The organism is Bradyrhizobium sp. SZCCT0231 (assembly GCF_018130245.1).
Lineage (GTDB): Bacteria > Pseudomonadota > Alphaproteobacteria > Rhizobiales > Xanthobacteraceae > Bradyrhizobium > Bradyrhizobium japonicum_F.
The window spans coordinates 206,449-220,827 of the sequence record NZ_JAFCKP010000004.1; the positions used below are offsets into that span (position 1 = coordinate 206,449).

The window sequence follows — 14,379 nt, forward strand, 5'->3', positions numbered from 1 at the left end:
GATTAAATCGTCTGCCGGTTGCGCCAGAAATTCACGACGCGTTCGGCGGTTGCCGGCATCAGGCGCGTGAAGTTCAGGCGCGCGGCCTCGATGTCGGCATCGGCCGGCGTGCGGTGCGGACCGTACCAGAGCAGGATGAGCGCGCGCACCGTGGGCCAGCCGAGGTTCAGCACACGGCCCAAGATCAGAAGCGGATCGTAGCGATCGCCCGCGATGAGGCGGTCGAGAACCGAGAGGCGAACGCCTGACATCGCCGAGAGCGCGGCGATCGATTCCTCGTATTTGTGCGCCTTGGCGAAGCCGAGCAGCGCGCTCTCGCCGAGATGGCCCTCGCGATGCAAGGCCAGCACGGTGCGCTGCGCGCCCGAAAAATCGCGGCGCGGCCCCGGCGGCAGCGCGGCCTCCTCGATCGCCGCCATCGCACGCTTGATCTCGACCTGGCGCGCGGGATTGACCACGGTGGAGAGGCGACGGCGGATGACGTCGAGCGTCCCGTCGAGCAGCTGCTTCAGGTGCTCGCCGGAAAGATCGTTGCGCTGGCCGATCCTGAGCGTCAGGACGCCGTCCTGCGCCGCGCGCTTGATCATCTCGGAGTAGCTGCTCGGCGAGAACACCGCACCGGCATTGCCTGCGGCGCGGCGCACCACGTCGCGATCGCCGCGCTCGACCAGCACGTCGGTGACGACGGGAGACAAAGCGGGGCGCTCCGTCATCGCCAGGAGATGGCCCTGGCCTTTCAGACGCGCGATCTCGACCAGAGCCGCGTCGTCGAGCACGGGCGAGCGGCGCAGCACGGGACCGGCCACCATGATCTCGTTTTCGCGCGCGAGCTGATTGACCAGGTGCGGCGGCGCGTTGTTCAGGCACGAGAAGCGCTCGGCCAGATCGATGCGCGATGCGAGCTCGGCATGCGGGACGAGATCGATCAGGAGATTGTCGAAGAGATCGATCAGCTCGGGGCGGAGCTTGTCCGCATCCTGGAAGAACAACTGGGCGATGGCCCGCGCGATCTCGCCGCGTCGCCGCGGATCGCCGCGTTTTACGATATCGTCCAGTCCAGGAATGAGCGACGTGGCAACGGTCATGAAACGCAACTCGAACGGGGCACGCCGCGGGTGCGCCCTTGGTTCAAGCCGCCCCACAATCCGGGAATTTAGGCCTGCTTGATGAAGGAAGCGTTGAGCAGGGTCCGCAGATCGGCGTAAAAAGGCCCCGTTCCCGCTGCAATGGGCCTTGTCCGGGAATGGAGAAAGCGCTATATCTGCGCCAATTCATCTTCTCATACGATCCGCGTAGTGAGAGTGGGCCCGCAAGGACCCGCTCTTTTTTATTACCTGAACGCGGCTTGGCGGGAGATGCGGCCCGACGCGCTGTCGGGAAAGTTCCGAAACGGGCTTTGACGTCGTAACCAAGCCTTAACCCAAGCCTTAACCAACGAGCGCCCTGACCCTGGACATGACCGAACCGAACCCTGGTTCCATGGATGCCGAATTGCTGGCCGAGCCGCGGCTCGTGGTCGAGCCTGGCGTCGCGGCACGGGTGTCCGCGGTGGCAGCTCCCGTGCTCCAGGGCATGGGCTACCGCCTGGTGCGGATCCGCATTTCCGGGGAGGCCGGCTGCACCGTGCAGATCATGGCCGAGCGGCCGGACGGCTCGATGCAGATCGAGGATTGCGAGGCGATCTCGCGGGCACTGTCGCCCGTGCTCGACGTCGCCGATCCCATCGATCGCGCCTACCGGCTGGAGATCTCCTCGCCGGGCATCGACCGCCCGCTGGTGCGCCGCTCCGATTTCCAGCGCTATTCCGGGCATCTGGTAAGGATCGAGATGGCGGTCGCGCATGAGGGGCGGAAGCGCTTCCGCGGCACGCTCGGCGCGGTCGAGGGCGATCGCGTGCATCTGCATCGCGACGACGTCAAGGCGGGCGATGATCCCGACGTTCTCCTGACCATGGAGGATATCGGCGAGGCCCGGCTGGTGCTGACCGACGAGCTGATCGCCGAATCCATGCGCCGCGGCAAGGCCGAGGCGCGCGAGATGCGCCGCAATCTCGGTCTCGAGCCGCCACAGGCGCCGCACGCCAAGGTCAGCGAGAAGACCACCAAGAACACCAAGCCGAAGAAGAAGCCGGCCCCGACCAACACGAAGAAACATCGCCTTGCCGCCGAACGCGCGCGGCGCGGCGAGACCGAGCCTGACCAAGGAGACTAGCCATGGCAGTCAGCGCCAACCGACTTGAATTGCTTCAGATCGCGGACGCCGTCGCACGCGAAAAATCGATCGACCGCGGCATCGTCATCGCGGCGATGGAGGACGCCATCGCCAAGGCCGCCAGGGCCCGTTACGGCAGCGAGACTGACGTGCATGCCGAGATCGACCCGAAGAAGGGCGAGCTGCGGCTGTCGCGCCACATGCTGGTGGTCGACAAGGTCGAGAATCACTCCAACCAGATCTCGCTGGTCGACGCGCAGCGCGCCAATCCCGGCGCCCAGGTCGGCGACACCATCGCCGACACCCTGCCGCCGCTGGAATATGGCCGCATCGCCGCGCAATCGGCCAAGCAGGTGATCGTGCAGAAGGTGCGCGAGGCCGAGCGCGACCGGCAGTACCAGGAATTCAAGGACCGCATCGGCGACATCGTCAACGGCGTCGTCAAGCGGGTCGAATATGGCAGCGTGATCGTCGATCTCGGCCGCGGTGAAGCCATCATCCGTCGCGACGAGATGCTGCCGCGCGAAGTATTCCGCAACGGCGACCGCGTCCGCGCCTACATCTTCGATGTCCGTCGCGAGACGAGAGGCCCGCAGATCTTCCTCTCCCGCACCCATCCGCAGTTCATGGCAAAGCTGTTCGCCCAGGAAGTGCCGGAGATCTATGACGGCATCGTCGAGATCAAGGCGGTGGCCCGCGATCCGGGCTCGCGCGCGAAGATCGGCGTGATTTCCCGCGATTCCTCGGTCGATCCGGTCGGCGCCTGCGTCGGCATGCGCGGCTCGCGCGTGCAGGCGGTGGTGAACGAGCTGCAGGGCGAGAAGATCGACATCATTCCCTGGTCGCCCGACATCGCGACCTTCGTGGTCAACGCGCTGGCGCCTGCGGAAGTCTCCAAGGTCGTCATCGACGAAGACCGCGAGCGCATCGAGGTCGTGGTGCCCGACACCAACAACCAGCTCTCGCTGGCGATCGGCCGCCGCGGCCAGAACGTGCGCCTGGCCTCGCAGCTCACCGGCTGGGATATCGACATCCTGACCGAGCAGGAGGAATCGGAGCGCCGCCAGGCCGACTTCGAGAACTCCACCCGCGTCTTCATGGAATCGCTCAACGTCGACGAAGTGGTCGGCCAGCTGCTGGCGTCCGAGGGCTTCACCTCGGTCGAGGAACTCGCGATGGTGGACGTCAAGGAACTCGCCGGCATCGAGGGTTTCGACGAGGAGACCGCGCAGGAGCTGCAGAACCGCGCCCGCGAATATCTGGAGCAGCAGGAAGCCGAGCTCGAGGCCCGGCGCAAGGAGCTCGGCGTCGAGGACGCGCTCAAGGACGTGCCCGGCGTGACCTCGAAGATGCTGGTGAAGTTCGGCGAGAACGACATCAAGACCGTCGACGACCTCGCCGGCTGCGCCACCGACGATCTGGTCGGCTGGACCGAGCGCAAGGAAGGCGGCGAGCAGACCAAATATGCGGGTGCGCTCGACGGCATCGACATCTCCCGTGACGATGCCGAGGCGATGATCATGCAGGCCCGCGTCAAGGCCGGCTGGATCACCGAGGCCGATCTCGCCAAGCCTGCTTTAGAGGCTGAGGCGACCGAAGATCAGCCGGCTTAAGGGCGAAGGAGAATGTCGCCCGGATGCTCACCGATACTGACCCCGAACTCGACCATGGGCCGCGGACCGAAAGGTCCGCGACCATGCGCATGTGCGCGGTCAATCGGGAGGTCCGGCCGATCGACGAGCTGATCCGCTTCGTCGTCTCGCCGCAAGGCGACATAGTTCCCGATCTCAAGCGCAAGCTGCCCGGACGGGGCATGTGGATCACCGCCTCACGCAAGGTGGTTGCGGAAGCCGTGCGGCGTCACCAATTCAGCAAGGCCTTCAAGCGCGACCTGCGCATTCCTCAGACGCTTCCCACCGATATCGAGGCGCTCCTGGTCCGGAGCGTGACGGAAGCCCTTGGGATCGCCGCCAAGGCGGGCCAGGTCGTGATCGGCTTCGGCAAGGTCGAGAGCGCCCTTCGGGAAGGCACGGTCGAGGTCCTGATCCATGCCAGCGACGGGGCCGCGGACGGAATCCGCAAATTGGACATGCTGGCACGTCAAAATGCCGGAAATCACGGCCCTCAGCCGCAGATTCCCGTCGTCACCGCACTGAAATCGATAGAATTGGATTTGGCACTGACCCGGTCAAATGTGATACATGCTGCCCTGCTCGCGGGCCCGGCGAGCAAGTCATTCCTGTCACGTAGCCAGATGCTGGTCCGATACCGGATGGCGGACGATGACAAGACTGCCGAAAAGCCCGGCCAGGATTTCTGAGAGACAACGACGACCCAATAGGACGGTGCGGCAACGCACAACACTGATAAATCAGGATTAGGACTGCTGAATGGTTGATACCAAGACCCCTGGCGACAAGAAGCTGAGCGTTCCGAGCAAGACGCTATCGCTCAAGCCGCGCGTCGAAACGGGGACCGTGCGCCAGAGCTTCAGCCATGGCCGCAGCAAGCAGGTCGTGGTCGAGAAGCGCGGCAAGCGCCGCATTGGCGACGGGCCCGAGCCGCACGCGCCCGAAGTGACTGCAAAGCCCGCGCCGGCCGCACCCGCGGCGCCGTCGCGTCCGGTTCCGCCCCCGCCTCGCAACGCCGGTTCCGGCGTGGTGCTGCGCACCCTGACCGAGGACGAGCGTTCGGCTCGCGCCAGCGCGCTGGCCGATGCCAAGCTGCGCGAAGTCGAGGAACGCCGCCAGGCCGAGGAAGAGGCCCAGCGCCGCGCCGTCCGCGAGGCCGCCGAACGCGCCGAGCGCGAAGCCGCCGAAGCCCGTCGCAAGGCCGAGGAAGAGCGCCATCGCCACGAGGACGAAGCCAAGCGAAAGGCCGAGACCGAGGCCAAGAAGCGTTTCGGGGAAGGCGAGCAGCCGGCCGCCGCGCGTCCCGCGACCGCGGCACCGACCGCTCCTGCGCCGCGGCCCGGCACCACCACGGCACGCCCGGGAACCACGACGGCGCGTCCTGCAACGACGACCGCGCAGCGGCCGGCTGGGCCGGCAGGTCGCGGCCCCGCAGTTGCGGCCGAACCGGAAGACGATGAGGCGCCGCGCCAGATCCGTCGCGGTCCCGGCGGCGCCGCGCGTCCCGCGGCAGCCCCCAAGACCACCCACAAGCCCGGCCCGCAGAAGGAGCGCGGCCGCCTGACCGTCGTCACCGCGCTCAACGCCGACGAGGTGCGCGAGCGCTCGATCGCCTCGTTCCGCCGCCGCACCCAGCGCCTGAAGGGCCATGCCTCCAACGAGCCGAAGGAAAAGCTCATTCGCGAAGTGGTCATTCCGGAAGCGATCACCATCCAGGAGCTCGCCAACCGCATGGCCGAGCGCGCGGTCGATGTCATCCGCATGCTGATGAAGCAGGGCGCGATGCACAAGATCACCGACGTGATCGACGCCGACACCGCGCAGCTGATCGCCGAAGAATTGGGCCACACCGTCAAGCGCGTTGCCGCATCTGACGTCGAGGAAGGCCTGTTCGACACCGTCGACGATTCCACCGACACCGAGACGCGCTCGCCGGTCGTGACCGTGATGGGTCACGTCGATCACGGCAAGACGTCGCTGCTCGATGCGCTCCGCCACGCCAACGTCGTCTCGGGCGAAGCCGGCGGCATCACCCAGCACATCGGCGCCTATCAGGTGGTGTCGCCCGAAAGCGGCAAGAAGATCACCTTCATCGACACGCCCGGCCACGCCGCGTTCACCGCGATGCGCGCCCGCGGCGCCAAGGTCACCGACATCGTCGTGCTGGTGGTCGCGGCCGACGACGGCGTCATGCCGCAGACGGTCGAAGCCATCAACCACGCCAAGGCGGCGCGGGTGCCGATCATCGTTGCCATCAACAAGATCGACAAGCCCGACGCCAAGCCCGAGCGCGTGCGCACCGAGCTGCTCCAGCACGAGGTGCAGGTGGAGTCCTTCGGCGGCGAGGTCGTCGACGTCGAGGTGTCCGCCAAGAACAAGACCAATCTCGACAAGCTGCTCGAGATGATCGCGCTCCAGGCCGAACTCCTCGACCTGAAGACCAATTCGCAGCGTCCGGCCGAAGGCACCGTGATCGAGGCCAAGCTCGATCGCGGCCGGGGTCCGGTCGCGACCGTGCTGGTGCAGCGCGGCACGCTCCGCGTCGGAGACATCATCGTCGCCGGCGCCGAAATGGGCCGTGTCCGCGCGCTGATCTCCGATCAGGGCGAGACGGTGCAGGAGGCGGGTCCCTCGGTGCCGGTCGAAGTGCTCGGCTTCAACGGTCCGCCGGAGGCCGGCGATCGTCTCGCGGTGGTCGAGAACGAAGCCCGCGCCCGCCAGGTCACCAGCTACCGTGCGCACCAGAAGCGCGAGAACGCGGCAGCTTCGATCTCCGGCATGCGCGGCTCGCTCGAGCAGATGATGTCGCAATTGAAGACGGCGGGCCGCAAGGAATTCCCGCTGATCGTCAAGGCCGACGTGCAGGGCTCGCTGGAAGCCATCCTCGGCTCGCTGGAGAAGCTCGGTACCGACGAAGTCGCCGCCCGCATCCTGCATGCCGGCGTCGGCGGCATCTCGGAATCCGACGTGACGCTGGCCGAAGGCTTCAACGCCGCGATCATCGGCTTCTCGGTTCGTGCCAACAAGGAAGCCGCTGCGGCCGCCAAGCGCAACGGCATCGAAATCCGCTACTACAACATCATCTACGACCTCGTGGACGACGTGAAGAAAGCGATGAGCGGTCTGCTCGCGCCGACCTTGCGCGAAACCATGCTGGGCAATGCCGAGATCCTGGAGATCTTCAACATCTCCAAGGTCGGCAAGGTCGCCGGCTGCCGCGTCACCGACGGCACCGTGGAACGCGGCGCCAATGTGCGCCTGATCCGCGACAACGTCGTCGTGCATGAAGGCAAGCTGTCGACGCTCAAGCGCTTCAAGGACGAAGTGAAGGAAGTCCAGTCCGGCCAGGAATGCGGCATGGCCTTCGAGAACTATCACGACATGCGTGCCGGTGACGTGATCGAGTGTTACCGCGTGGAGACGATCCAGCGCTCCCTGTAAGTCCAAATCTTACCGAAGCGTTCGGATCTTTTTGAGCTGAAATTGCGGAGTGCGATGGCCGGTTTTTTCCGGCCATCCACCCCACTTCGTTTCAACAGGACAAATGACAATGCCCGTGCCCCAGGCCCGGGCATGACGAGGTGATTTTCGAAAAATGCCACGCCATCATCAGAAGAAGAGTTCCGCGCCCGGCGGCTCGCAGCGCCAGTTGCGCGTCGGCGAGCAGGTTCGCCACGCGATGGCCGATATTCTGGCGCAAGGCAACGTGCATGATGCGGATCTCGAAGGTCACATCATCACCGTGCCGGAGGTGCGGATGTCGCCCGACCTGAAGCTCGCGACGGTCTACGTGATGCCGCTCGGTGGCCGCGACACCGAGATCGTGATCGCGGCGCTCGAGCGCAACAAGAAATTCCTGCGCGGCGAGGTCGCGCGGCGCGTTAACCTGAAATTTGCACCTGACATTCGCTTCCGCGTCGATGAGCGATTCGACGAGGCGGAACGGATCGAGAAACTTTTGCGAACACCTGCGGTGCAGAAGGACTTGGACAAAGACCTGGACAAGGATCTGGAACAGAATCCGGCTTCGGATCGGGAAGAAGAGCAATGACGATGGACCCGGCTCACGGCACGATCGACGGCAACGGCGCCGATCAGCGCGATGTGCAGAAGGACAATTTTGCGGACGATAATTTTGCGGGCATGGGCGGCAATTCTCAGCCGCATCAGGAGCCGCGCCGCGTCAACAACGATCCGCGCGCCAAGCAGCAGAAGGGCAACCAGCCTCGCCGCGACCGCCGCGACGTCCATGGCTGGGTCGTGCTCGACAAGCCGATCGGCATGACCTCGACACAGGCGGTCGCCGTGCTCAAGCGCCTGTTCAACGCCAAGCGCGCCGGCCACGCCGGCACGCTCGATCCGCTCGCCTCGGGCGGGCTGCCGATCGCGCTCGGTGAGGCCACCAAGACCGTCCCCTTCGTGATGGACGGCCGCAAGCGCTACCAGTTCACGGTGTGCTGGGGCGAGGAGCGCGACACCGACGATATCGAGGGCCGGGTGACGGCGACCTCCGACCAGCGCCCGACCCGGGAGGCGATCCTGGCCCTGCTGCCCCGCTTCACCGGTGTGATCGAGCAGATCCCGCCGCGCTATTCCGCGATCAAGGTCCAGGGCGAACGCGCCTATGATCTCGCCCGCGACGGCGAGGTCGTGGAACTGGCGCCACGCCCGGTCGAGATTCACCATTTAACCCTTGTGGATCAACCAGATAACGACCGGGCCGTATTCGAGGCCGAATGCGGCAAGGGCACCTATGTCCGGGCGCTGGCCCGCGATATGGGCCGGATTCTCGGCACTTACGGCCATATCTGCGCGCTGCGGCGGACCCTGGTCGGCCCATTTGGCGAAAACGACATGATTCCGCTGGATCAGCTGGAGGCTTTGTGCGATAGAGCCGCGTCCGGCGAGGGCAGCCTCGCCGACGCGCTTTTGCCCGTTGAGACCGCGCTGGACGACATCCCGGCACTGGCCGTCACTCGGGCTGATGCGGCAAGGCTCCATCGGGGCCAGGCCGTTTTGTTGCGCGGACGGGATGCGCCCACTTGTAGCGGCACAGTCTATGTCACGGTGGCAGGCCGTCTTTTGGCGCTTGCCGAAGTTGGCAATGGCGAAATCATCCCCAAGCGTGTGTTCAACCTGACCGGCCTGACTGCCAGCCCCGGTCGCAACGAGAGAAATTGACGATGTCGATTGCCGCGGAACGCAAAGCGGAAGTCATCAAGACGAATGCCACCAAGGCCGGCGACACCGGCTCGCCCGAGGTTCAGGTCGCGATCCTGTCGGAACGCATCAACAACCTCACCAACCATTTCAAGACCCACGTGAAGGACAACCATTCGCGTCGCGGCCTCTTGAAGCTGGTCTCCACCCGCCGCTCGCTCCTCGACTATCTCAAGAAGAAGGACGAGGCGCGGTACAAGGCGCTGCTCGAGAAGCACAACATTCGTCGTTAAGTTCCTGCGCGCGCCACTGGCGCGCGTTTTCGCGCGTGGTTTCGAACGAAAGCGCTTCCTTAAAGCTTTTTGATCGAGGCTGCGTGCGCGTCGGATGCGGGCCCAAAGCGCGATAAGAAGCGCACTTTGGATTGTTGTTTGAGCATGATCTTTTCGGAAAACCGCTTCGCACTTTTCCGGATCATGCTTGAGTGACGATTCGCATCCGGGCATGAAGAGCGAAGACCGCGGTTCGGTGTTCGCGTTCGTGCCGACTGACAGTCCAGCAGCAATCCGGCGGCTGGGCACAACGGGCAAGGCGCCCGTATGACCCGAAAGGATGGACGCCATCCGACATCCAAAAACCATGGCAGGATCGCAGGACGCTGATCATCCGCTCCGATCAGCGCCCCGCAATCTTGCGCATGGTTTTTGTTTTTCGAGAGCCGTCCCTTCTTTCGAGAACCCATGAAAGAAGACCTCCATGTTCAATAAGCATTCAGTCGAGATCGACTGGGGCGGACGCCCACTCAAGCTCGAAACCGGCAAGATCGCCCGTCAGGCCGACGGTGCCGTCATCGCCACCTATGGCGAGACCGTGGTGCTCGCCACCGTCGTCGCGGCGAAGGCGCCGCGCGAAGGCGTCGACTTCCTGCCGCTGACCGTCGACTACCAGGAGAAGACCTACGCTGCGGGCCGCATTCCCGGCGGCTATTTCAAGCGCGAGGGCCGTCCGACCGAGAAGGAGACGCTGGTCTCCCGCCTGATCGACCGTCCGATCCGCCCGCTGTTCGTCGACGGCTGGCGCAACGAGACCCAGGTGATCGTCACCGTGCTGTCGCACGACATGGAGAACGATCCTGACATCGTCGCGCTGGTGGCATCGTCGGCTGCGCTGACGCTCTCCGGCGCTCCATTCAAGGGCCCGATCGGCGCTGCGCGCGTCGGCTTCGCCAATGACGAGTTCATCCTCAACCCGACGCTCGACGAGATGGTCGACACCCAGCTCGACCTGGTCGTCGCCGGCACCGCCGACGCCGTGCTGATGGTGGAATCGGAAGCCAAGGAGCTGAACGAAGACATCATGCTCGGCGCGGTGATGTTCGGTCACCGCCACTTCCAACCGGTGATCAACGCGATCATCGAGCTCGCCGAGAAGGCCGCCAAGGAGCCGCGCGAAGTCACCGCGATCGACAACGCCGCGCTCGAGAAGGAGATGCTCGGCCTCGTCGAGCAGGAGCTGCGCGCCGCCTACGCCATTCCGGTCAAGCAGGATCGCTACGCCGCGGTCGGCAAGGTCAAGGAAAAGGTGATCGCCCACTACTTCCCCGAAGGGCAAGAGCCGAAATACGACAAGCTCCGCGTCGCCGCCGTGTTCAAGGAGCTCGAAGCCAAGATCGTTCGCTGGAACATCCTGGACACCGGCAAGCGCATCGACGGCCGCGACGTCAAGACCGTGCGCAACATCATCGCCGAGGTCGGCGTGCTGCCCCGCGCCCACGGCTCGGCGCTGTTCACCCGCGGCGAGACCCAGGCGATGGTCGTGACCACGCTCGGCACCGGCGAGGACGAGCAGTACATCGACGCGCTGTCGGGGACGTACAAGGAAACGTTCCTGCTGCACTACAACTTCCCGCCCTATTCGGTCGGCGAGACCGGCCGCCTCGGCGGCACCAAGCGCCGCGAGATCGGCCACGGCAAGCTGGCCTGGCGCGCGATCCATCCGGTGCTGCCGCCGCATCACGAGTTCCCCTACACGGTGCGCGTGGTCTCGGAGATCACCGAATCCAACGGCTCCTCGTCGATGGCTTCGGTCTGCGGCGCCTCGCTCGCGCTGATGGACGCCGGCGTGCCGATGAAGCGGCCGACCGCGGGCATCGCGATGGGCCTGATCCTCGAAGACAAGCGCTACGCGGTGCTCTCGGACATCCTCGGTGACGAGGATCATCTCGGCGACATGGACTTCAAGGTGGCCGGTACGGAAGCGGGCATCACCTCGCTCCAGATGGACATCAAGATCGAGGGCATCACCGAGGAGATCATGCGCGTCGCCCTTGGCCAGGCCAAGGAAGGCCGCATCCACATCCTCGGCGAGATGGCCAAGGCGCTCACCAACGCCCGCGCCGAGCTCGGCGAATACGCACCGCGCATCGAGACCTTCAAGATCCCGACCGACAAGATCCGCGAAGTGATCGGCACCGGCGGCAAGGTGATCCGCGAGATCGTCGAAAAGACCGGCGCCAAGGTCAACATCGAGGACGACGGCACCGTGAAGGTGGCCTCCAGCGACGGCGAGGCCATGAAGGCCGCGATCAAGTGGATCAAGTCGATCGCGTCCGAGCCGGAAGTCGGCCAGATCTATGACGGCACCGTCGTCAAGGTGATGGAGTTCGGCGCCTTCGTGAACTTCTTCGGCTCCAAGGACGGCCTCGTCCACATCAGCCAGCTCGCTTCGGCGCGCGTGCAGAAGACCTCCGACGTCGTCAAGGAAGGCGACAAGGTCAAGGTCAAGCTGCTCGGCTTCGACGATCGCGGCAAGACCCGCCTGTCGATGAAGGTGGTCGACCAGACCACCGGCGAGGACCTCGAGGCCAAGGACAAGGCCGCCGAGGGCGAGAAGGCCCCGCGCGAAGCGGCCGGCGAGTAGGGTCTCGCGACAGTCCAGAAAAACGAAGGGCGGCCGAAAGGCCGCCCTTTTTGTTTGGGCCGTTTTGTCGATCAACCGTAGCCCGCATGAAGCGAAGCGGAATGCGGGACCGGCGTCCCGGATTGCGCTGCGCTCCATCCGGGCTACGGAGCCACCTCTCCCGCAAGCGGGAGAGGTGGCACACTCACGCCGCGAGATCGTAGCGGTCGAGGTTCATCACCTTGGTCCAGGCCTTGGCGAAGTCCTTGACGAACTTCTCCTTGGCGTCCGAGGTCGCATAGACCTCGGCGAAGGCGCGGAGCTGCGAGTGCGCGCCGAAGATGAGATCGGCGCGGGTGCCGGTCCACTTCACCGCGTTGGTCTTGCGGTCGCGTGCCTCGTAGGTGCCGTCAGCGACCGGCGTCCACTGCGCGCTCATGTCGAGCAGGTTGACGAAGAAGTCGTTGCTCAGCGTTCCCACCTTCGCGGTGAGGACGCCGTGCTTCGAACCGTTCGCATTGGCGCCGAGCACGCGCAGGCCACCGACCAGAACGGTCAATTCAGGCCCGGTAAGCTTGAGCAGCTGCGCGCGGTCGATGAGGGCTTCTTCCTGCTGCAGGAACTGATGCTTCTTGCCGATGTAGTTGCGGAAGCCATCGGCCCGCGGCTCCAGCGGCGCGAAGGACTCCGCGTCGGTCTGCTCCTGCGAGGCATCCATGCGGCCCGGCGTGAAGCCGACCTTGACGTCGACGCCGGCATCCTTGGCGGCCTTCTCGACCGCGGCGGTGCCGCCGAGCACGATCAGATCCGCAAGCGAGACCTTCTTCGCGCCGGACGACGCGTTGAAGTCCTTCTGGATCGCTTCGAGCTTGCCGAGCACCTTGGCGAGCTGGGCCGGCTGGTTCACGTCCCAGTCCTTCTGCGGGGCAAGTCGGATGCGCGCGCCGTTGGCGCCGCCGCGCTTGTCCGAGCCGCGGAACGTCGAGGCCGACGCCCAGGCGGTCGAGACCAGCTCGGAGACCGAGAGGCCCGAGGCCAGGATCTTCGTCTTCAACGCGGCGATGTCCTGCTCGTTGGCCAGCTCGTGATCCACTGCCGGAATCCGATCCTGCCAGATCAGTGCTTCCTTCGGCACCAGCGGTCCGAGATAACGCTGGATCGGACCCATGTCGCGATGGGTCAGCTTGAACCAGGCGCGGGCGAAGGCATCCGCGAACTGATCGGGGTTTTCGAGGAAGCGGCGCGAGATCTTCTCGTAGGCCGGATCCATACGCAGCGACAGGTCCGTCGTCAGCATGGTCGGCCGATGCTTCTTCGACTTGTCGAAGGCATCGGGAATGATCGCGTCGGCGCCCTTGGCCGTCCACTGGTTCGCGCCGCCGGGGCTCTTCGTCAGCTCCCATTCGTACTTGAACAGGTTCTCGAAGAAGTTGTTGCTCCACTTCGTCGGCGTCGTCGTCCAGGTCACCTCGATACCGCTGGTGATGGCATCGCCCGCGATGCCCGAAGCGTGCTTGCTCTTCCAGCCGAGGCCCTGATCCTCCAGCGCGCCCGCTTCCGGCTCCGGACCGACCAGCGAGGGATCGCCCGCGCCATGGGTCTTGCCGAAGGTGTGGCCGCCGGCGATCAGCGCGACGGTCTCTTCGTCATTCATCGCCATGCGGGCGAAGGTCTCGCGGATGTCCTTGGCCGCGGCGATCGGATCCGGCTTGCCGTTCGGACCTTCCGGATTGACGTAGATGAGGCCCATCTGCACCGCGCCGAGCGGCTCGGCGAGCTGGCGTTCGCCGCTGTAGCGCTCATCGCCGAGCCAGGTGCCTTCCGGACCCCAATAGAGCTCTTCCGGCTCCCAGACGTCGGCGCGGCCACCGGCGAAACCGAAGGTCTTGAAGCCCATCGATTCCAGCGCGACGTTGCCGGCGAGCACCATCAAATCGGCCCAGGAGAGCTTGCGGCCGTATTTCTGCTTGATCGGCCAGAGCAGCCGGCGGGCCTTGTCGAGGTTGGCGTTGTCAGGCCAGCTGTTGAGCGGCGCGAAACGCTGCTGACCGGCGCCGGCGCCACCGCGGCCGTCGGTGATGCGGTAGGTGCCCGCGCTGTGCCAGGCCATGCGGATCATGAGGCCGCCATAGTGGCCGAAGTCGGCGGGCCACCATTCCTGCGAATCCGTCATCAGGGCGGTCAGGTCCTTGATGACCGCGTTCAGGTCCAGCGACTTGAATTCCTTGGCGTAGTCGAACTCCTTGCCCATCGGGTCGGACAGGTCGGAATTCTTGTGCAGCATCTCGATGCTGAGCTGGGTTGGCCACCAGTCGCGGTTCACGCGCGTGGGTTTTCCGCCCGAAAACGGGCACTTCGAAGTGTCATCCATGATTACCTCCTCTGGTGGCGTCCGACGGCGCCATTGACCAGGTAGAACCACTCTAAGCGCCGCCTCCTATCAGGGGAAGTTGACTTTAATGATCGCTGCGATAGGATT

The 14,379-nt window shown here is 65.2% G+C and carries 10 protein-coding genes; 8 read left to right on the plus strand and 2 right to left on the minus strand.

Translation table 11 applies throughout. The annotated features are described in order from the left end of the window. Window positions 1-2: 2 nt before the first annotated feature. A complete protein-coding gene (locus JQ566_RS13935) occupies window positions 3-1,085 on the minus strand; it encodes a DUF2336 domain-containing protein (protein WP_212372798.1) in 1,083 nt (360 codons plus the stop codon). 370 nt (window positions 1,086-1,455) lie between these two features. Between JQ566_RS13935 and rimP the strand changes: the two genes are divergently transcribed. The 8 genes from rimP (at window position 1,456) to pnp (ending at window position 11,921) form a co-directional block, all read left to right on the plus strand. Then, a complete protein-coding gene (gene rimP / locus JQ566_RS13940; protein WP_212372799.1) occupies window positions 1,456-2,211 on the plus strand; it encodes a ribosome maturation factor RimP in 756 nt (251 codons plus the stop codon). Window positions 2,212-2,213: 2 nt separating this feature from the next. Beyond that, window positions 2,214-3,824, plus strand: coding sequence for a transcription termination factor NusA (gene nusA / locus JQ566_RS13945; RefSeq protein WP_212372800.1), 1,611 nt, complete (start codon window positions 2,214-2,216; stop codon window positions 3,822-3,824). Window positions 3,825-3,847: 23 nt separating this feature from the next. Then, window positions 3,848-4,531: an RNA-binding protein gene (locus tag JQ566_RS13950; protein WP_212372801.1), complete on the plus strand. Its 684-nt coding sequence runs from the start codon at window positions 3,848-3,850 to the stop codon at window positions 4,529-4,531. A gap of 70 nt (window positions 4,532-4,601) precedes the next feature. Beyond that, window positions 4,602-7,283 carry a translation initiation factor IF-2 gene (gene infB / locus JQ566_RS13955; RefSeq protein ID WP_212372802.1) on the plus strand — a complete coding sequence of 894 codons (2,682 nt, stop codon included), beginning with the start codon at window positions 4,602-4,604 and terminating at the stop codon, window positions 7,281-7,283. A gap of 154 nt (window positions 7,284-7,437) precedes the next feature. Continuing rightward, a complete protein-coding gene (gene rbfA, locus JQ566_RS13960) occupies window positions 7,438-7,893 on the plus strand; it encodes a 30S ribosome-binding factor RbfA (protein ID WP_212372803.1) in 456 nt (151 codons plus the stop codon). Beyond that, window positions 7,890-9,023 carry a tRNA pseudouridine(55) synthase TruB gene (gene truB / locus JQ566_RS13965; RefSeq protein ID WP_212372804.1) on the plus strand — a complete coding sequence of 378 codons (1,134 nt, stop codon included), beginning with the start codon at window positions 7,890-7,892 and terminating at the stop codon, window positions 9,021-9,023. The genes rbfA and truB overlap by 4 nt, the downstream gene beginning before the upstream one ends. A gap of 2 nt (window positions 9,024-9,025) precedes the next feature. Then, window positions 9,026-9,295, plus strand: a complete 270-nt coding sequence (rpsO, locus tag JQ566_RS13970; protein ID WP_008540131.1) for a 30S ribosomal protein S15 — start codon at window positions 9,026-9,028, stop codon at window positions 9,293-9,295. Window positions 9,296-9,758: 463 nt separating this feature from the next. After that, the gene (gene pnp / locus JQ566_RS13975; RefSeq protein ID WP_212372805.1) at window positions 9,759-11,921 is read left to right on the plus strand and encodes a polyribonucleotide nucleotidyltransferase; all 2,163 of its coding nucleotides are present in this window, start codon (window positions 9,759-9,761) and stop codon (window positions 11,919-11,921) included. Between the two features lie 184 nt (window positions 11,922-12,105). Here pnp and katG read toward each other — a convergent pair whose 3' ends face one another. Beyond that, on the minus strand, window positions 12,106-14,271 hold the full coding sequence (katG, locus tag JQ566_RS13980; RefSeq protein WP_212372806.1) for a catalase/peroxidase HPI: 2,166 nt from the start codon (window positions 14,269-14,271) through the stop codon (window positions 12,106-12,108). Window positions 14,272-14,379 lie beyond the last annotated feature (108 nt).